This window comes from Nocardiopsis listeri NBRC 13360 (assembly GCF_001570765.1).
In the GTDB taxonomy this organism is placed as follows: Bacteria; Actinomycetota; Actinomycetes; order Streptosporangiales; family Streptosporangiaceae; genus Nocardiopsis; species Nocardiopsis listeri.
The window spans coordinates 19,277-38,437 of sequence record NZ_BCSH01000076.1; the positions used below are offsets into that span (position 1 = coordinate 19,277).

Sequence of the window (19,161 nt, forward strand, 5' to 3'; positions counted from 1 at the left end):
GCCGATGGGCGCGAACCGGTTGCGGATGGGTCACAAAACCGGCATTGGGGCTATACAGATTTTTCGGTAAATGGTCTTCTGATCGACTAATCGCCTAGTTTTGTCGGGGCGTGCCCTTGGGGCATCTCCCCCGTGTCCTGTCGCTTCAGTGATCAAGGGTGTGACTATGTTCAAGCGTCGAAAGACGCTGGCGCTCGCCGCGGCGGCGTCGTCAGCAATGTTGGTGGCCAGTGGTTGTAGCGGTGGCGGAGGGGAGGAGGACGACGGCCTCAGGGAAGCCACCTGGGTCATCGAGACCCTTCCCGGCGCATGGCAGTCCATCAGTGCGGCCGGTGGCAGCGTCTACGTCATCCAGATGCTCTCCGGCATTCTTCCGAGCACCGGCGGGTGGCTGGCCGACGCTGAGACCTACGAGTACGACATGGACGTCCTCGCCGAAGAGCCCACCCTGATCAACGACGACCCCGACGAGGGGCCCTTCGAGTTCAGCTTCACGCTCGCCGACGACGCCGTGTGGAGCGACGGCGAGCCGATGACCGGCGAGGACCTGCGGGTCACCTGGCTGATGTCCGCTGGACCGGAGGAGGGCCACTGCAACGGTTGTGACTCCCGTTCCAGCACCAACCCCGACCAGGTCGAGGCCATCGAGGTCGATGGCAAGACCGCCACGGTCACTCTGAAGGAGGGCCAGGCCAACGCCGAGTGGATGGGCCTGTTCGACTCGCACAGCGTCGCCGGTGGTTTCCTCCCCTCCCACCTGGCCGAGGAGAACGGCTGGGACGTCGACGATCCGGACCAGCTGGGCGAGTTCTTCGCCTGGCTGCACGCCGAGCGCCCCGAGTGGTCCGGCGGCCCGTTCCAGATCGTCGAGGGAGACCTGGAGAACGAGGTCGTCAAGGAACCGAACCCCGAATGGTTCGGCGACGAGCCCGGCCTGGACCGGGTCACCTTCATGTTCAACACCGACGAGGGCACCTTCGTCAACGCCTTCAGCAACGATGAGATCCACGGCGGAAACCCCTTCTCCTACAACGAGGACGTCTACACCCAGCTTCAGGACCTGCCCAACGCCAAGACCTCGATCGGTGAGGGCGCGTCCTGGGAGCACGTGGACATCAACCTCAACAACGAGTTCCTCCAGGACGTCGAGCTGCGACGCGCTATCTTCACCGCCATCGACCGTGACGAGATCGCCTCGCGCAACTACGAAGCCGGCTACCCCGAATACCAGCTGAAGAACAACCACATCTTCGGCAACGACAGCCCCTACTTCGTGGACCACTACGAAGGCGAGACGCAGGGCACCGGCGACATCGACGCCGCCACCGAGATCCTCGAGGACGCCGGCTACGAGGTCGGCGACACTCTCACCCTCGACGGTGAGGAGGTCGGCCCCTTCCGTCTGCGCAGCACCGACTCCGTCGTGCGCAACACCTCGCTCCAGCTCATCCAGGCCCACCTGGCCGAGATCGGCATCACCACCAACATCGAGGTGACCGACGACCTGGGTGGCACGCTCGCCGAGAACGACTACGACATCATGCAGTTCGGCTGGCAGGGCAACCCGTACTTCGTGACGTCGGGTGCCCAGTACTGGCGCAGCGACAGTGACAGCAACTTCGGTGGCTTCGACAACGAGGACGTCGACGAGCTGGTCGACGAGGCGGCCAACGCCCCCGACCTCGACACCGCCGCCGGTCACCTGAACGAGGCCATGGAGATCCTGGTCCCGGAGGCCTACGTCCTGCCGATCATGCACGAGCCGAACTACTCCTTCGTGAACAGTGACCGGCTCGCGGGAGTCGAGGACAACCTCCAGTCCAGCTACCGCTCCACCCACAACGTCGGTGAATGGACCATCGCCGACTAGGGCGGACCGAGTGCCCAGGCCCGGCTCCGGGACACCCTCCCGGGGCCGGGCCGATCCTCGCCCATCCCTGAAGGATCACTTCCATGCTCGTTTACACGATGCGACGCGTCCTGGGCGCGATACCCGTCCTGGTCCTCGCATCCATCCTCACCTTCGTGATGATCGACGTCTCCGGTGACCCGCTGGCCGACATCCGGATGCAACAGCCACCGCCCACAGAGGAAGTCATCCAGCAGGCGGAGGCGCGCCTCTACCTGGACCGCTCCATGCCCGAGCGGTACTGGCTGTGGATGACCGGAATCGGTGGCAACGGCGACATCGGCCTGCTCCAGGGTGAGTTCGGCCCGTCCACCCAGGGGCCGCAGTACGAGATCGGCCCCGCCATCGCCGAACGTCTATGGACCACCCTGCGCCTGGTGGGCGCCGCCATGGTCTTCGCGTTGGGCCTGGCGATCATCACCGGTGTCATCAGCGCTCTGCGCCAGTACTCCAAGCTCGACTACACGCTCACCTTCGTCGGCTTCCTGGCCTTGGCGATGCCGACCTTCTGGCTCGCGGGCATCATGCAGGCGGCCGGGGTCAAGTTCAACCAGTTGGTGGGCGAACAGGTCTTCGCCACCATCGGTGACGGACGCTTCCGAGCCCAGGGCGAACCGTTGGGCGACCAACTGGTCAACGCGTTCGCCCACATGGCCCTGCCGACGCTCGTGCTCATGCTGATCAGCTTCGCCTCGTGGAGCCGCTACCAGCGCACCTCCATGCTCGAGGTGATGAACAGCGACTACGTGCGTCTGGCCCGGGCCAAGGGGCTGCGCAACCACGTGGTCATCCGTCGTCACGCCCTGCGCACCGCGCTGATCCCGCTGACGACGGTCGTGGCCATCAGCGTCGCGGGTGTGATCGACGGGGCCATCCTGACCGAGACGGTCTTCCAATGGCGTGGTCTCGGCGACTTCTTCATCACGGCGGTGGACAACAACGACTCCTACGCGCTGATGGGATGGTTGCTGCTCAGCGGGATCATCGTGATCGTGGCCAACCTCGTCGCGGACCTGTTGTACGCCGTGCTCGACCCAAGGATCCGCTATGAGTGAGAACGGCATGATCGGGAAAGCCCGCCGAGGTACGGCGAAGAAGAGGGACAGCGCCGACCGGACCCAGTTGCAGACGATCCTGATCAGGTTCACGCGGCACCGACCCGCGATGGTCAGCCTGGTCCTGCTGGGCCTGATCGTCCTGTTCGCGTTCGTGGGGCCCTTCTTCTGGGTGTGGGACCACACCGTCTACAAGGAGATCCCCAGCAACCTGCCGCCGGGCGGCGATCACCCGTTGGGAAGCTCCGCGGCCGGGAACGACGTCCTAGCCCAGCTCATGCGCGGGGCCCAGCAGACCCTGAAGGTCGCCTTCACCGTCTCGCTGGTCTCCACCGTCGTCGGTTCCCTGTGGGGTGCCACGGCCGGGTACTACGGCGGCCGCGTCGACGCGTTGATGATGCGCGTCGTCGACATCTTCCTCATCGTCCCGTTGCTGGTCGCCGCCGCGGCGATCGCGGGCAGTGCCGGGGCCGGGGCGTCCTGGTCCGCCATCGCCCTGATCATCGCGATCTTCTCGTGGGCGACCATCGCGCGTGTGGTCCGCGGCGTCGTCCTGTCCTTGCGGGAACAGGAGTTCGTGGAGGCGGCCCGGGCCTCGGGGGCCTCCGCGCCGTGGATCATCGTTCGGCACCTGCTGCCCAACGCGGCCGGACCGATCATCGTCGCCGCCACCCTGCTGGTGGCCGTGGCGATCCTCGCCGAGGCGGGCATGTCCTTCCTCGGGCTCGGCATCCAGCTCCCGGACATCTCGCTCGGCCAGATGATCGGCAGCGCGCGCACGGCGGTGACCACGCGTCCCTGGCTGTTCTATCCGCCGGGTGTGCTGCTGGTGCTGATCTGTCTGACGATCAACTTCATCGGTGACGGCCTCCGGGACGCCCTCGACCCACGACAGACCAGGGTGCGGCGATGACGACTGAGTACATGAACGAAGAACACGCCACCGCCGAGACCGGTGACGACGTGGTGCTCGAGGTCTCCGACCTGAGCGTCACCTTCCCCTCCGACGACGGCCCGCTTCCGGCGGTCCGCGAGGTCTCCTACGTGCTGCGCCGGGGCGAGGCCCTGGGCATCGTTGGGGAGTCGGGCTCGGGCAAGTCCGTGACCTCCATGGCGATCATGGGCCTGTTGCCCAGGAACGCACGGGTGGAGGGCTCCGCCCGGGTCCTGGGCCAAGAGGTCATCGGGCTCGACGACAAGGCGATCAGCCAGGTCAGAGGGAAGAAGATCGCGATGATCTTCCAGGACCCGCTGACCTCGCTCAACCCCGTCTACACGATCGGCTACCAGATCGCCGAGGCGGTGCTCGCACACCGGAAGGTGAGCAAGCAGGACGCCATGAAGCGGGCGCTGGAACTGCTGGAGATCGTGGGTATCCCGTCGCCCGAGCAGCGGCTCAGGCAGTACCCGCACGAGCTCTCCGGCGGCATGCGCCAGCGCGTGGTCATCGCGATCGCCATGGCCAACGAGCCGGACGTGATCATCGCCGACGAGCCCACCACGGCGCTCGACGTGACCGTCCAGGCACAGGTCCTGGACGCGCTCCAACGGGCCCGTCGGGAGACCGGCGCGGCCCTGGTGCTCATCACCCACGACCTCGGTGTCGTCGCCGGTCAGGTCGACCGGGTCGGGGTGATGTACGCGGGCCGCATCGTGGAGATGGGCCCGGTGGAGGAGGTCTTCTACCGGCCGCGCATGCCCTACGCGTTGGGGCTGCTCGGCTCGCTGCCCCGACTGGACGGCGACCGCTCCGACCGGCTCACGCCCATCCTCGGGAGCCCGCCCTCCCTGCGGGACCTGCCCCCGGGCTGCGGGTTCGCCCCGCGTTGCCCGATGGCGCGCGAACGGTGCCACCAGGAAGAGCCGCGGCTGCTGCTCACCAACGGTGATACCGGCCGGGAACCCTCCGAGGCGGGCGCTCCCACCGTCCACACGGCGGCCTGCCACTTCAGCGACGAGCTCGTGGGCGTGGGGGCGGCCGACCTGTTCCGACCCGGTGAGGAGCGCCCGGAGACGACCGAGGGCGAACCCGAACCGAAGAACCCCGTGGAACCGGATGTGCTGCTCAGCGCCACCGACCTGGTCAAGCACTTCCCGATCCGGTCCAAGGGCATCCTGCGCCGCAAGGTCGGAGAGGTGCAGGCGGTCTCGGGCATCTCGCTGGACCTGCGGGAGAAGGAGACGCTCGCGCTGGTGGGGGAGTCGGGCTGTGGCAAGTCCACCACGGCGCGGTTGCTGCTCAACCTCATCCGGCTCACCTCGGGTGAGGTGACGTACATGGGCCGTCCCCTGCAGGGTCTCTCCGACCGGCGGATGCGTCCGCTCCGCAAGGACCTGCAGTTGGTCTTCCAGGACCCGTTCGCCTCCCTGGACCCGCGCATGACGGTCTCGGACATCATCGCCGAACCCATGCGCATCCACGGGGACGGGCACCGGGACGCGCGCAGGCGGGTCAAGGAACTCCTGGAACTGGTGGGACTCGACCCCGAACACGGTTCGCGGTATCCGCACGAGTTCTCGGGTGGCCAACGACAGCGCATCGGTGTGGCCCGTGCCCTGTCGCTCAACCCCCGGGTGCTGGTTCTGGACGAGCCGGTCTCGGCCCTGGACGTGTCCATCCAGGCGGGCGTGATCAACCTGCTGGAGGACCTCCAGGACGAGCTGGGGTTGTCGTACCTGTTCGTCTCGCACGACCTGTCGGTGGTCAAGCACATCGCCGACCGGGTGGCCGTGATGTACCTCGGCAAGATGGTGGAGACGGCCACGACGGAGCAGTTGTTCAGCGCTCCCGCGCACCCGTACACCCAGGCGTTGATCTCCGCGATCCCGCTGCCCGACCCGATCAAGGAGCGGACCAGGGAGCGGATCATGGTCACGGGTGACATCCCGAGCCCGGCGAACCCACCCTCGGGTTGTCGTTTCCGAACTCGTTGCCCGAAATTCGCCAACGAGCTATCGGACGTCGAGCGCACCAAATGCGTGGAGGAACCGCCGGAGTTGTTGGACCGAGGCGCCGGACACCGGGACGCCTGCCACTACTCCGAGGTGGTCGAACTCATTTGACGGGTGCCGGCGGTTCGCCGCCGGCACGGTGGTATCCGAACGGCGTCGTGGGAACACTATCCACGACGCCGTTTTCCTTGTGCCGTCGTCACCAGGGACGACACGCCGGTCTTGGTATCGGACACGAATATCCGCTAGTTTCGACGCGCACATAACCCCCGACTGATTTCTCAGAAGGAGAATCTTGGCACTCGCTGCCCCCCGCCGTTTCCATGGAAGGTGGTCGGCTGCCACCTTCATCACTCTTTCCCTCACGTTGGCGGCGACCCCCGCTCTCGCCGACACCGCCGACCAGGCGGAGCGCGCGGACGACCTGGCGACCGACATCGACGCGATCCTGGAGGATCCCGCGCTGGAGGGCGCGACCTCCGGTGTGGTGGTCACCGACGCCGACAGCGGTGAGGAGCTCTACTCGGCGAACGCCGACAGCTCGTTGCTGCCCGCCTCCAACATGAAGTCCTTCACCACCGCGGCGGCACTGCAGGTGCTCGGCCCCGACCACACCTTCACCACCGAGGCCGTGGTGGAGGACGACGCGGCCGAAGGAGAGGTGCCCGGGCTGTACCTGGTCGGTGGCGGCGACCCGACGCTCAGCGCGAACGACCTCGACGCCATGGCCGCGGACGTGGCCGCCGCAGGGATCACCTCGGTGGGCCAGGTGTACGCCGACGACACCTGGTTCGACGATCAGCGCCTGGTGGACGACTGGTTGCCCGAGGACGAGCCCTATGCCTTCTCCGCGCAGATCTCGGCCCTCACGGTCGCCCATGGCGACCGCTACGACACCGGGGTGACGGAGGTGACCGTCACCGCCGCCGACGATGGTGACGCGGTGAGCGTGGACCCCGGTGCCGCCGATGGCTACGTGGAGGTCGACAACCAGGCCGTCACCGGGCCGGCCGGGAGTGAGAACACCCTGGCGGTCGACCGTCCGGTCGGCACCAACACCATCGAGGTGACCGGGAGCCTGCCCGCCGACGCCGAGTCGCCGGTGCAGCTGCTCACCGTCGACGAGCCCACGGGCTTGGCCGGGCACGTCTTCGTCGAGGCCCTGGAGGAGAACGGGGTCGAGGTCGAGGGCGACGTCGCCCGGAGCGAGGTTCCCCAGACCTGGGACGAGTCCCACGCGGTCGCAGAGAACACCTCCATGCCCCTGGAGGAGATCCTCGTCCCCCTGGTGAAGTTCAGCAACAACGGCCACACGGAGATGCTGGTCAAGAGCATCGGCCGGGAGACCGCGGACGAGGGTTCGTGGGAGGCCGGACTGGCCGGGGTCGAGGAAGCGCTCCAGGAGCTCGGGGTGGACACCTCCGACCTGGTCCTCAACGACGGTTCGGGTCTGTCCCGCACCGACCGGATCACCGCGGACAGCATGGTCGACCTGCTGACCCGGGTGCAGGACGCCCCCTGGTACGAGATCTGGCACGACTCCCTGCCGGTGGCCGGGGACAGCGACCCGTTCGTCGGTGGCACGCTGGCCTCCCGTATGGGCGGCACGGCGGCCGACGGCGTCGCGCAGGCCAAGACCGGCACCATGACCGGGGTGAGTGCTCTCTCCGGCTACGTGCAGGGTCCGGACGGCTCGGAGGTCCACTTCAGCGTCGTCAACAACGACCACGCCGGTGCGGCGCCCCTGCACGTGCAGGACGCCATCGTGGTCCGGCTCGCCGAGTACCTGGGCAACCAGGCCCCGGAGGGGACCATGTCCCTGCGCAGTGAGCCCGCGGTGAGCGGGGAGCTGGAGTGCTCCTGGGAGCTGACCTGCTGAGACCGATAGCGCCCGTGCGACCGTCCTGAAAGGGGCGTGGCATGAGCGGTGACGAGGGCCCGTCGAGGGAGCGGTTCACGATCGACGGGCCCTCGTTCGTGTTCGGGGGTCGGTGCGGTTCGATGGAGTCGTCCACAGGCTGGGGACATGGACTGTCGCGGGTCGCCCGAAGCCGGCAATGTGGAACTCGGTGGGGCTCTCCCGCCACCTCGTTCCTCCCACGGCGCGGCTCCCCGCCGCGCCGTGCCGCAGAAGGGCCTTCCGTGTGGAATCGCTGACCGTCACATCGGTGCTGGGCATGATCATCGGGCAGGTCTTCTCCCTGGTCGTGATGATCCTGGTCCTGTTGGGTCTGGGCAAGCTCGCCAGCCGGCTCATGGCCGTGCCCTTCAACCTGCCACGTCTGGCGCTGGCCGCGATGTTCGGCGCACCGATCGGGTCGGTGGGCGCGATCCTGGCCTACTACGGCTCCTTCGACGCGTTGAGCACCGCGGAACCGGCCCGGATGGACCAGCCGGGCTTCATGGCGCTGATGTTGTTCGCGATGGCGGTGGGCTCGATGCTCGCGTTCGTCGCCCTCGAACTCCTCATGCCACGGGGCACCCGGGTCCGGCCGGTCGCCATGCTCCGCAAGACCACCGACCTGTTCGGAAGGCTGGGCCGGTACCGCGGGATCCTGTGGATCCTGGTCCGGCACGGCCTGGGCGGATACGTCATAGGCCGGCGGGAGGGGGTGGACGACACCTCGGTACAGCGCAGACTCGCCCGTTCCCTGGCCCGGTCCATGGAAGAGGCGGGGGTCGTTTTCGTCAAGCTCGGCCAGGTGCTGGCCACCCGCCGCGACCTGCTGCCGCCGGTGTTCGTCGAGGAACTGGGCCGGCTGCACAGCGAGGTGGCGCGGGTCCCCTACGACGACATCCGCGACTGCGTGGCCGCCGAACTGGGGCGCGGGGTCGACGAGGTGTTCGCCGACTTCGCCCCCGAACCCCTGGCCGCCGCCTCCATCGCCCAGGCGCATCCGGCGCGGCTGCTCGGTGGCGAGGAGGTCGTGGTCAAGGTGCAACGACCAGGGATCGGTCCGGTGGTCCGGCGCGACCTCGACATCATCCGACGCCTCGCCGAACGGGTGGACGAGCACACCGAATGGGGGCCCGCGATCGGGGTGCGCGGCCTCGCCGATAGGTTCGCCGACGCCCTTCTGGAGGAGCTGGACTTCGAGGTGGAGGCGGCCAACATCGCCGCCGTCGCGGAGGCGTCCGTCGACTCGCCGGTGCGCATCCCACGGGTCCACGAGGCCTACACCAGCCGGCGGGTGCTGGTGATGGAACGACTGCACGGGCACCAGATCGACGGGACCGAGCTGCCGGAGCAGCGTGGGGAGGAGATCGCCAAGATCCTGCTGGACTGCCTGCTGGAGCAGGTGCTCGCCGGCGGGATCTTCCACGCCGACCCGCACCCGGGCAACATCCTGTTGCTCGACGACGGAGGGGTGGGTCTGCTCGACTACGGGTCGGTGGGACGGTTGGACGCCCGGACCCGCGAAGCGTTGCAGATGATGCTGATGGCCATCGACCGGGGTGACGCGGTCCTGCTCACCGACACGCTTTTGGACGTGGTGGACGATCCGGGGGAGATCGACTCGGAACGGCTGCGCCGGTCGCTCGGTCGGTTCATGGCGCGCTACCTGCACGGTGGGGCCACGACCAGTATGCGGATGTTCACCGAGCTGCTCATGCTGGTCACCCGGTTCGGGCTGGTCCTTCCGGCCGAACTGGCGGCGGTCTTTCGGGCCCTGGCCACCCTGGAGGGAACACTGATGTTCCTCGCCCCGGGGTTCGACACCGTCTCCGAGGCCAAACGGTACGCCGGGGCACGGATGTCGGAGCGGTTGGGTGGCGGAGACCTGCGGGAACTGGCGACCGGTGAGCTGTTGGCTCTGTTGCCGACCCTGCGCCGACTGCCACGTCGGCTCGACCGGATCACCGACCAGCTTCACAAGGGTCGGTTCACGGTGCAGGCGCGGCTCTTCGCCCACCCGGAGGACCGAAGACTCCTGCGCTCGGTGATGCGCCGCGCGGTCATGACCGTCCTGGCGGTGGTCACCGGGTTCATGTCGGTGGGGCTGTTCAACGTGACCGAACAGTCGGGGGTGGCCTGGTCGAACCTGGCCACGCACACCCAAGCGCTCAACCTGTTGGCGTGGGTCCTGTTGGCGGCCACCGCGATGTTCGTGCTGCGTTTGCTGGTGGACATGGTCCGGGATGGGTCGAAGGGCGAGCGGGGCTGAGGGGGACACGGGTGCCGACCGTTCGAGGTCGGTCGGGTGGCTTGGCCCGCCAAGCGGCGCGAACGGTCAGGTGGCCTGTTCGATCAGACGGCGCAGGGACCGGTACACCTGGTCCGCGGAGGGCGGTGGTTCCAGGACGCAGCAGTGCAGGAAGTAGCCGTCGCAGGCGGCGGCCACCCCGGCACGGGCCTCCGGATTCGGCAGGTAGGGGGAGAGGAAGGCGTCCACCGCGTCGTGCCAACGCGTGACCTGATCCCGCAGGGTGGTGCGTCGGGCGGCGATGAGGAACAGCTCCATCTCCGCCAGAGCGTGGGCGCGGTCGTGCCCGGTGCCCTCGGCGATGAGTGCCGCGAACCCGCGCAGCGCGACGTCCGGGTCGTCGGGAAGGGCCTCCACCACCGACACGTAGGCGTCGTTGACCCGGGTGAGCGTGTCGACGAGGAGGTCGTCGATGGTCGCGTAGTAGTAGGTGACGGTGCTGGGCGGGACCTCGGCCTCGGTGGCCACACGACGCTGACTGACCGCCGTGACACCCTCCCGGGCGATGACCGCCATGGTGGCGTCCAACAGGATCCGGCGTCGCTGTTCGCCCTTGCGGCGGCGACCGTCGCTGATGCTCTCCGGGTCCTCGGTGGTCTCCAGGGTGTTCACGATGTTCCTCCCGTTCGATGGCCGGCCGGTGCGCACGCGTTCAATGTCTCGCGCCCATCTCCAGGGCCATGACCCCGGCCATGACCAGGGCGATGCCGCCGATCTGTGTCCAGGTGAGGGATTCTCCCAGCAGGACCGCTCCGATGATGGCGACCAGGGCGACCCCGATGGCGGCCCAGGTCCCGTAGGCGACCCCGAGCGGCAGGCCTCTGGCGAGCGCTTGGGAGAGCGCGTAGAACGCGCCGCCGTAGCCGATGACCACGACGATGGAGGGGAACAGACGGGTGAACCCCTCGGAGAGCTTCAGTGAGGTGGTCGCGATCACTTCCAGGACGATCGCTCCGGCCAACCACATCCACGGCATGGCACGGCTCCTTAGTGTCCTTCGGGCCCCCGGAGGAAACCTGTTCGAATGCTCAGCTTTCGTTCGTCAAAGAACCTGAGCGAACGAACAAGATTCTACGCGGTGCATGATGGAGGGGGCAAGGTGGGAGTGATTCGGGTCGGCCGAAAACCCACCCCCTGGTGGGCCGGTCATGTACCCCCTGGGTGTATTCTCAGCGATTCCGGGCGAGGTGGGTCGGACACCATCCGATAACCGCTCCATACCGATACGCGGGAGTTCAGAACCTTTTCCGGATCGGAGCGTCTAACTGACGTAGGCCGGTTATCGAGATGTTCTATGGAGGTCCAGACGTGACGGGCAAGACCCAGTCGGCGGTGAAGCGCCGGTTCGGCATCGGACTCGTGGCGCTCGCGCTCGTCGCGACCGCGTGCACTTCAGGCGACGCCGAGACTCAGAGCAACTCCGACCCCGCCGCGGACGCGGAACCGGCCGAGCTGAGCATCACCCCGGAAGAGGGCGGCGAGGAGGTCGCGCCCAACACCCCGGTCCGGGTCACCGCCGAGCACGGAACCATCAGTGACGTCCAGATCGACCAGACCGTGGTCGACGAAGCCGCCGTCCCCGATGGCGGCGAGGCCGACGGTGAGGACGACGAGGCCGAGCTGTACGAGATGACCGGCACCATCAACGAGGACGGCACCGAGTGGATCAGTGACTGGAACCTGCGTCCGGGCTCGGAGATCGTGGTCACCGCGACCGCGGAGAACGAGGCGGGTGAGGAGACCGAGGTCACGAGTGAGTTCAGCACCCTGGAGGCGGTCGCCGGCCAACGCCTGGAGTTGGTCTCCAACTTTCCGAGCTCCGGCGACACCGTCGGTGTCGGCATGCCAGTCGTGATCAACTTCGACATGCCGGTCAGCAACAAGAGCCAGGTCGAGAACTCCATGAACGTGGTCGCCGAGCAGGAGATCGCCGGCGCCTGGAACTGGGTGACCGACCAGATGGCGGTCTTCCGGCCGGAGGAGTACTGGGAACCGCACCAGAACGTCACCGTCGACCTGAACCTGTCCGGGGTCGAGGCCTCCGAGGGCGTCTACGGTGTGCGCGACTACCAGATCGACTTCGAGGTCGGCCGCGAGCTCATCGCCACGATGCACGTGCCCGACCACGAGATGGAGATCGAGATCGATGGCGAGCACGAGCGCACCATCGACGTGAGCAACGGTGCGGCCAACCGTCGGTTCGACACCACGACCACCGGCGTGCACGTGCTCATGGAGCGCTACGACACCATCACCATGGACTCCAGCACCGTGGGCATCCCCGAGGACTCCCCGGGTTCCTACCGCGTGGACGTCAACTACGCGGTTCGCACCTCCAACAGCGGCGAGTTCGTGCACGAGATGTCCAGCAACGGGGCGATCGGTTCGGCCAACACCTCCAACGGCTGCACCAACCTGCGCATGGACGACGCGGTGTGGTTCTACGAGAACACCCTGATGGGCGACATCCTCGACACCACCGGTACCGACCGCGAGTTCGAGTGGGACAACGGCTGGGGTTACTGGCAGAAGTCCTGGGACGAATGGCTCGAGGGCAGCGAGACCGACGAGGCGCAGATGACCACCGACGGGACCCCGGGTTCCGTCCACGGTGAGGACCTGTAGCGAGCGCGGTCGTCACCGGGCCCCGACGGGCCGGAACGAGACGACATGGGGCGCCCGCGGTGCACGGCACCGTGGGCGCCCCTTCGTATGCCTGCCTGTACGGTCTCCGAGCCCGCTCAGGACCGGGTGACCTCCGAACGCCTCCGGTCCTACGTCAGGCGCAGCCGGGCCACCAGCGCATCGATCACCAGCTCGGTGACCGTGGCCATCTCCACCGCTTCCGGGTCCAGCAGCCACTGCACCTGGAGGCCGTCCATGGCGGCCAGGATCGCGGTGGCCGCGGAGTAGGCGGGGGTGTGCCCGTCGGGTCCGGGGGTGCTCGCCGTCTCGCGGTACTCCGGCCCGATCCGGTCCAGGACCGCGTCCTCCACCTCCCGACGCAGCACGGTGTACCGGTCCCGGAACCAGTCCTGGGCGGGGTGCCGGGCGGTGGCGCTCTCGGCGGAGAGCACCGCGTACAGCTGGGTCGTACCGGGGCGTTCGGCGTTGCGATCGGCGGTGGCGACCAGGTGGTCCAGCATGCCCTCGCCAGAGGGAGCGGGGTCGTTGGTGTCGCGCAATTCCAGCACCGCGGTGAGCAGTTCGGTCTTGGAGCCGAAATGGTGCAGGACCCCCGCGGGGGTGATGTCGAGTGTTGCCGCGATGTCGGCCAGTGACGTGTTGTTGAACCCTTGCGCGGCGAACACCTCGGCCGCGGTATGCAGGATCCGCTCGCGGCGATTGACCCGTTTGCGCGGGGCCGGTGAGGGTGGCTCCCCCTCGGGAGAACGTGCGCCGGTGGGGGTCGTCTCGTTCATGGTCCGTTCTCCACTTCCTCGTACCACGGGGGTACCCCGGATCGATGACTGGGGGATTCGGTCCCGGGTGCGTCAACGCTACCGATGTTCCCTTACCTCTCTTGCTTAATGAATATTAAGTAAGTACTGTTCGCGGCAAGAGACTTGGATCACAGGGCTAGGGGCTCATGACTTCAGATCTTCGCCGGCGCGTCACCCTCCTCCCCCTGGAGGACAAGGTGCGCCTGCTCACCGGTCGGACCGGCTGGGTCCTGCACGCCGCCACCGAGATCGGCCTGCTCCCGATCACCGTCTCCGACGGACCCGCCGGGGTACGAGGGACCGAGGCCACCGAGGACGAACACTCCGCGGGCGTGCCCAGTCCCACGGCGGTCGCCGCGGCCTGGGACACCGAACTCATGGAGCGAGTGGGTCGCTTCTTCGCCGCTGAGGCCCGTCGCAAGGACGTCGACGTGGTCCTGGCCCCCGTGCTCAACCTCCACCGCTCCCCGGCGGGCGGGCGACACTTCGAGTGTTTCTCCGAGGACCCCCACCTGACCGCCGAACTCGGCGCCGCGTTCGTCCGCGCCGTCCAGGGCGAGGGCGTGGGCACCTGCCCCAAGCACTTCATCGGCAACGAGACCGAACACGAGCGCACCGGCTACGTCTCCCGCATCGACGAGCGCACCCTTCGTGAGGTCTACCTCCCGCCCTTCGAGGCCGTGCTCGACGCCGGGGCATGGACCGTCATGGCCGCCTACAACGGTGTCGACGACGGAGCCGAGTCGTCCACCATGACCGAGCACCACCGACTGCTCACCGACCTGTTGAAAGGCGAGCTCGGGTTCGACGGAGTCGTGTTCAGCGACTGGGCCGCCGCCCGGAGCACCGCCCCTTCCGCCGACGCCGGACTCGACATCGTCATGCCCGGGCCCGACGGACCCTGGGGGCGGGCACTGGTGGACGCGGTCCGCGCCGGTGAGGTCGACGAGTCCGTCATCGACGAGAAGGTGGTCCGACTGCTCCGCCTGGCCGAACGGGTCGGCAAACTCGACCGGGACAACACCCCCGCCGTGGCGGGCGAGGACGAACACGTCATTCTGCGAGAGGTCGGCTCGCGCGGCCACGTCCTGCTCCGTAACGAGGGCGACGTCCTGCCGCTCGCCGACTCCGTGCGTACGGTGGCGCTCATCGGTCCCAACGCCGTGGACGCCTACACCCAGGGCGGTGGCAGCGCGCACGTCAACGCCGAGTACCTGGTCGACCCGGCAGAGGGGCTGCGGGAGGTGCTGCCCGAGCACGTCGAGGTGACCCTCGTCCGCGGCGGCGATCCCCGACGCCTCCTACCGGTCGTCTCCACCGAGTACCTCACCGAGGCCGACCTCACCCTCTACGACGGCCGGGGCGAGACCATCGACACCCCCGAGGTGCCGGGCGGAGCCTTCCACATCGACGCTCAGGAGAGCGCGGAACGGGCAGTCCTCGTCTCGAACCTCACCCTCACCGAGCCCGGGACCCACCGGATCGAGGTCGCGGCCATGGGCGTGCACACCATTCGGATCGATGACGAGGTCGTCTCGGAGAGCGACCAACGCGCCTCCGTCGACGACATCCTCCAATCGCGCCACGCCCACCCGGAGGGACCCCGCGTGGAGATCGAGGTCCCCGAAGGCACCGGGCCCCGCACCGTGTCGATCGACGTCGACATGGAGGTCGGTGACTTCGGCGGGTTCGGCCGTGGCGTCATCGTCCAGATCCGACACGCGCCGCCCGGCCCCACCGTGGAGGAGGAGATCCAGGAGGCCGTCCGCGTCGCCGAGACCGCCGACGTCGCCATCGTCGTGGTCGGTACCAACGACGAGGTCGAGTCCGAGGGCTACGACCGCCCCACCCTCGCCCTGCCCGGAAGCCAGGACGAACTCGTCCGACGCGTGAACGCCGCCAATCCGAACACCACGGTGGTGGTCAACGCCGGCGCACCCGTCCTCCTGCCCTGGCTCGACGAGGTGCCCGCCGTCCTATGGTCCTGGTTCGGTGGCCAGGAGTACGGCCACGCCCTCGCCGACACCCTCACCGGCCGCGCCGAACCCACCGGCCGACTCCCTTGGACCCTGCCGCGCGACCACGACGACGTGCCCATCCTGGACACTCGCCCCGTCGACGGAATCCACGACTACGCCGAGGGGGTGTTCGTCGGTCACCGTGCCTACGACCGAGACGGGATCGAACCGCATCGCCCGTTCGGATTCGGTCTGGGCTACACCGACTGGCGGATCGACGACGCGGCGCTGTCCACACCGGGGACCACCCCGGGTACCGACGGCCTGGTCCCCGGGGCGCCCACGGTCACCGTCACCCTCACCAACACGGGTCGGCGTCCCGGACACCACGTCGTGCAGGTCTACCTTGAACCGCCCACCGAGGACGGACCCCCGCGCCCGCTACGTTCCCTGGCGGCCTTCGCCTCGGTGCGCGTCGCGCCGGGCCGGACCGTCACCGTCGACCTCGACGTCCCACCACGCGCCCTCGCGATCTGGGACCCCCTCGAGCACGCATGGCGCACCCCGGAGGGCGTCTATCACCTGGCGGTGGGTTCCTCCAGTCGCGCCATCACGCACCGGCTCACCTTCAATGTGCGCTGATTCGGTACCGGGGCGCTGTGGGATCACCAGGCGCGCACGCCGCCCACGGGGGCGGGCAGTCGTTCCTGGAGCCAGGTCCAGGTGCCGTCGTTCTCGGTGAACCGGCGCTGGACGCGCTCGACCTCGGTGATGGGGTTGCTGAAGACCTCGCGCCAGTCGCCCGCCTCGCGCTCCTCCAAGTAGAAGCCGCCGGCGTCGGTTCGCATACGCATCGCCTGGAGGGTGTGACTGGTGCCGTCGTTGAGTCGGATCCGGTAATAGGCCATGGGAATCCCCTGGGTGTGGTCCTGGAAGAAGCGAGGACGGTGTCCCGGGAACGGCCGACGTGCCGTGCTGCCGGGGCATCGTGATGCTCGCGTGTGCGGACTCTACGCCGGTGGGGAGGGCCGAGAAGGGTGATCGGCCAGACCCGGGATGAAATCGGGGAGAACAGCCGATCGGGATGGGACCCAAGGGACGAAACGGGCCCGGAGGTGGTCCCTCCGGGCCCCGCGTGGGCGAATGTCGATGGGTCAGGCGGTGGCGTGTTCGGCGGCTAGACGGGCACGGGTCTCCATCAGCGCGAAGCCCAGTAGGTTGCGTCCGCGCCAGTACTTGGGACGTTCGGCGTTCTCGTTCTCCCGTCCCATCCCGATCCCCCACACTCGGTCGCGGGGGCTGGCCTCGACCAGGACCCGTTCCTTCGTGCCCAGGAGGTACTCCAGCAGGTCCTCGTTCTGACCGAACTTGGCGAGGTTGCCTCGGACGACGATCCCGAAGCGTTCGCGCTCCCAGGTCTCCTCGTCGAAGTCCTCGACCTCGCGGCCGATCTCCTTGGCCTGCTTGGGGTGTTCGGCGGCGACGATCCGTTCGGCGGCCTCGGTGTCACCGAAGAGTCGCGCCTTCTCGGCCATCATGAAGTGCTCGGCGGTGCGGTAGGTGACGCCGTCGACGGTGAAGTCGGCCGGCCACCATTGGGAGAGGCAGGTGGCCGTGAGCCCGTCCGGTGATGGCTCATGGCCCCAGAAGTGCACGTACTTGATCCGTCCGTCGATGCGGAGCAGATCCTCCACGGTCCTCGCGTCGGCAGGGTTGTGTGTGCCCGTCATGTTGGGGAGTCTCGCAGAACCGGGCCGAGGTCGGTAGACCTTTTCGTGTGTTTGATGGCTTTGTGCGCTGGGAAGACGTCCACCCGTTCGGGGGCGGATGGGCCGTTTGGCGGGCTTGTGCCGGAACCCGGGGCACACGGCCGTCAGCGGGTCCGGGAACCTGTACCGGTCACGGGTTCACGTACGAGCGGGGCGGGTTCGCGCGTGCCCGGGCCGTCATACGTTACGGCGTAGTAGCGTTGCGGAAAGCCCCGATGACCATGGGTCGGCGGGGTGTGAGCGGCCGTGGCTCCGAGGTCGGGAGGAGCGTCTCCCCATGCGCCGAGACGATGAGGATCGCCTTGTTCCGGACCAGACCAGTGGGCTCTGTCGACGGCCGGGGACATGATCGAGCGTTCGAGTGGTTCGGAGGGTTCGGGTCCGATGACCGAGACATGGTGGCTCGATGATGACGAGCAGCGGACCTGGCGCACCTTCCTCATGGCCGTGCACCTGCTGGACGGGGCGCTGGATCGCCAACTCAGGCATGATTCCGGGATGCCGCACGCCTACTACCAGATCCTGGCGATGCTCTCCGAGGCTCCGAAACGGGAGCTGACGATGACGCGCCTGGCCCGCCTGTTGCGCTCCTCGCCCAGCCGGTTGTCGCACGCGGCGGCGCGCCTGGAGGCGGAGAGGATGATCCGCCGCTTCAAGCGTCCGGGAGACCGGCGCACGACCCTGGTCGAACTCACCGACAGGGGGATGGAGACGCTGCGCGAGGCGGCCGCCGGGCACGTCCAGGAGGTGCGGCGCCTGGTGTTCGACACGCTCACCCGGGAGCAGGTCGGGCAGCTGCGGGAGATCTCCGAGGCGATGTTGGGTTCGCTGGATCCCCACGGCGAGGAACCGCGGTACTCGGATCCGAAGGGGTCTGAAGTCCGAAACTGAACAGGATTCTGTTATCCATCCTGAGCAGGGCGCTTGTGTGGGGATCGTAACTTCTCCGCTTGGCACGCTATGTGTGCGAGCGGATACGCATTACCCTGTTGTTTCCCGGAAAAAGGTTGTGGTCTCAAGTGTCGGAACCGGACGCCGGCCTCGACCACCGGGAAGCTCGCTCACAGAACAGGAACGCACCATGACCGAACAGATAGCCAGAACCAGGATCAGTGACCTGACCGCCCTGATCGCGCGCGTCGTCGTCGGTGTCGTCTTCATCGCCCACGGTCTGCCCAAGGCCACGGACCTCGAGGGCACCGCCGGAGGGTTCGAGGCGATGGGCATCCCCTTTCCGCAATTCGCCGCCCTGCTGGGTGCGGGCATCGAGGTCGGTGCGGGGGCGGCGCTCATTGTCGGGTTCGCCCTGCCCATCGCCGGGGTGCTCCTCGCCCTCATGATGGGCAACGCCTACTTCTTCGCCCACGTCGGAGACCCGCTGGTCGGCGGCTTCGAACTGCTCTTGGTCCTGGCCGCCGCGGCGTTGGCCCTGGGCTTCTCCGGTGGCCGCTTCGCCGTCGACAGCGTGCTGCCCTGGGGGCGTCGCCGTGTCCGCTCGGAGGGCAAGACCGCGGTGCACGCCGCTTGACCCTCCCTTCGACACGGCCGCCCACCAATGACGCTGGGCGGCCGTCGCCGTTTCGTCGGTTCCATTCTCCCGAAGGGCTTTCTCCTCTAGATGAGTGATCCCCGGGGATGGAGGCGGGGGTGAGGCCAAGGTGAATCGGCGGAGCTGGGAGCACCACCCCGCCGAGAAGCAAGAGAAGAAGCCGGATCCGGTGGGGATGGTGAGGGTGAGCCGGCCCCACCGCCCTCACCCTCAGCGGTACCCCTCCAACACCGGCGCTCCCGTTCTCGCTCGCGCCAAGCCGGGCACTGCCCCTTCTACCAGGGTCGGAACCGTGTTGATCTTGCTCCCAGGAGCGAAGCA

15 protein-coding genes are annotated in these 19,161 nt (G+C 67.9%); 10 read left to right on the top strand and 5 right to left on the bottom strand.

The features are described 5' to 3' along the window. Positions 1 to 166: 166 nt before the first annotated feature. The 6 genes from NLI01S_RS20850 to NLI01S_RS20875 all read left to right on the top strand — a co-directional run bounded on the left by NLI01S_RS20850 (position 167) and on the right by NLI01S_RS20875 (position 10,082). Positions 167 to 1,870 (top strand): ABC transporter family substrate-binding protein, encoded by a 1,704-nt coding sequence (locus NLI01S_RS20850; protein ID WP_190318544.1) that lies wholly within the window; start codon positions 167 to 169, stop codon positions 1,868 to 1,870. An 83-nt stretch (positions 1,871 to 1,953) separates the two neighbouring features. Beyond that, complete coding sequence (locus NLI01S_RS20855) at positions 1,954 to 2,964, top strand: ABC transporter permease (RefSeq protein ID WP_067607195.1); 1,011 nt, start codon at positions 1,954 to 1,956, stop codon at positions 2,962 to 2,964. Next, positions 2,957 to 3,877 (top strand): ABC transporter permease, encoded by a 921-nt coding sequence (locus NLI01S_RS20860; protein WP_067607198.1) that lies wholly within the window; start codon positions 2,957 to 2,959, stop codon positions 3,875 to 3,877. The genes NLI01S_RS20855 and NLI01S_RS20860 overlap by 8 nt, the downstream gene beginning before the upstream one ends. Continuing rightward, positions 3,874 to 6,027, top strand: a complete 2,154-nt coding sequence (locus NLI01S_RS20865) for an ABC transporter ATP-binding protein (RefSeq protein ID WP_067607200.1) — start codon at positions 3,874 to 3,876, stop codon at positions 6,025 to 6,027. Before NLI01S_RS20860 ends, NLI01S_RS20865 begins: the two co-directional genes overlap by 4 nt. 184 nt (positions 6,028 to 6,211) lie before the next feature. Further along, positions 6,212 to 7,795: a D-alanyl-D-alanine carboxypeptidase/D-alanyl-D-alanine endopeptidase gene (gene dacB / locus NLI01S_RS20870; RefSeq protein ID WP_371850627.1), complete on the top strand. Its 1,584-nt coding sequence runs from the start codon at positions 6,212 to 6,214 to the stop codon at positions 7,793 to 7,795. 265 nt (positions 7,796 to 8,060) lie between these two features. Then, positions 8,061 to 10,082 (top strand): ABC1 kinase family protein, encoded by a 2,022-nt coding sequence (locus NLI01S_RS20875; protein ID WP_190318545.1) that lies wholly within the window; start codon positions 8,061 to 8,063, stop codon positions 10,080 to 10,082. A 66-nt stretch (positions 10,083 to 10,148) separates the two neighbouring features. Here the strand turns inward: NLI01S_RS20875 and NLI01S_RS20880 are convergent, their stop codons facing one another. Together NLI01S_RS20880 and NLI01S_RS20885 are read right to left on the bottom strand one after the other, a co-directional pair. Then, on the bottom strand, positions 10,149 to 10,733 hold the full coding sequence (locus tag NLI01S_RS20880) for a TetR/AcrR family transcriptional regulator (protein WP_067607205.1): 585 nt from the start codon (positions 10,731 to 10,733) through the stop codon (positions 10,149 to 10,151). 40 nt (positions 10,734 to 10,773) lie between these two features. Continuing rightward, positions 10,774 to 11,097, bottom strand: a complete 324-nt coding sequence (locus NLI01S_RS20885) for a DMT family transporter (RefSeq protein WP_067607207.1) — start codon at positions 11,095 to 11,097, stop codon at positions 10,774 to 10,776. 332 nt (positions 11,098 to 11,429) lie between these two features. On the opposite strand from NLI01S_RS20885, the gene NLI01S_RS20890 reads away from it, so the two are divergent. After that, on the top strand, positions 11,430 to 12,746 hold the full coding sequence (locus NLI01S_RS20890) for a L,D-transpeptidase (RefSeq protein WP_067607209.1): 1,317 nt from the start codon (positions 11,430 to 11,432) through the stop codon (positions 12,744 to 12,746). A 149-nt stretch (positions 12,747 to 12,895) separates the two neighbouring features. Here the strand turns inward: NLI01S_RS20890 and NLI01S_RS20895 are convergent, their stop codons facing one another. Then, complete coding sequence (locus tag NLI01S_RS20895) at positions 12,896 to 13,543, bottom strand: TetR/AcrR family transcriptional regulator (protein ID WP_067607211.1); 648 nt, start codon at positions 13,541 to 13,543, stop codon at positions 12,896 to 12,898. A gap of 167 nt (positions 13,544 to 13,710) precedes the next feature. On the opposite strand from NLI01S_RS20895, the gene NLI01S_RS20900 reads away from it, so the two are divergent. Beyond that, a complete protein-coding gene (locus NLI01S_RS20900) occupies positions 13,711 to 16,164 on the top strand; it encodes a beta-glucosidase family protein (protein ID WP_067607213.1) in 2,454 nt (817 codons plus the stop codon). Positions 16,165 to 16,187: 23 nt separating this feature from the next. Here the strand turns inward: NLI01S_RS20900 and NLI01S_RS20905 are convergent, their stop codons facing one another. After that, positions 16,188 to 16,430, bottom strand: coding sequence for a hypothetical protein (locus NLI01S_RS20905; RefSeq protein WP_067607215.1), 243 nt, complete (start codon positions 16,428 to 16,430; stop codon positions 16,188 to 16,190). Between the two features lie 246 nt (positions 16,431 to 16,676). Then, positions 16,677 to 17,252 carry an NADAR family protein gene (locus NLI01S_RS20910; RefSeq protein WP_067607217.1) on the bottom strand — a complete coding sequence of 192 codons (576 nt, stop codon included), beginning with the start codon at positions 17,250 to 17,252 and terminating at the stop codon, positions 16,677 to 16,679. Positions 17,253 to 17,675: 423 nt separating this feature from the next. Between NLI01S_RS20910 and NLI01S_RS20915 the strand changes: the two genes are divergently transcribed. Both NLI01S_RS20915 and NLI01S_RS20920 read left to right on the top strand, forming a co-directional pair. After that, positions 17,676 to 18,182, top strand: a complete 507-nt coding sequence (locus NLI01S_RS20915; RefSeq protein WP_067607236.1) for a MarR family winged helix-turn-helix transcriptional regulator — start codon at positions 17,676 to 17,678, stop codon at positions 18,180 to 18,182. A 190-nt stretch (positions 18,183 to 18,372) separates the two neighbouring features. Continuing rightward, a complete protein-coding gene (locus tag NLI01S_RS20920) occupies positions 18,373 to 18,819 on the top strand; it encodes a DoxX family protein (RefSeq protein WP_067607219.1) in 447 nt (148 codons plus the stop codon). Positions 18,820 to 19,161: the final 342 nt, after the last annotated feature.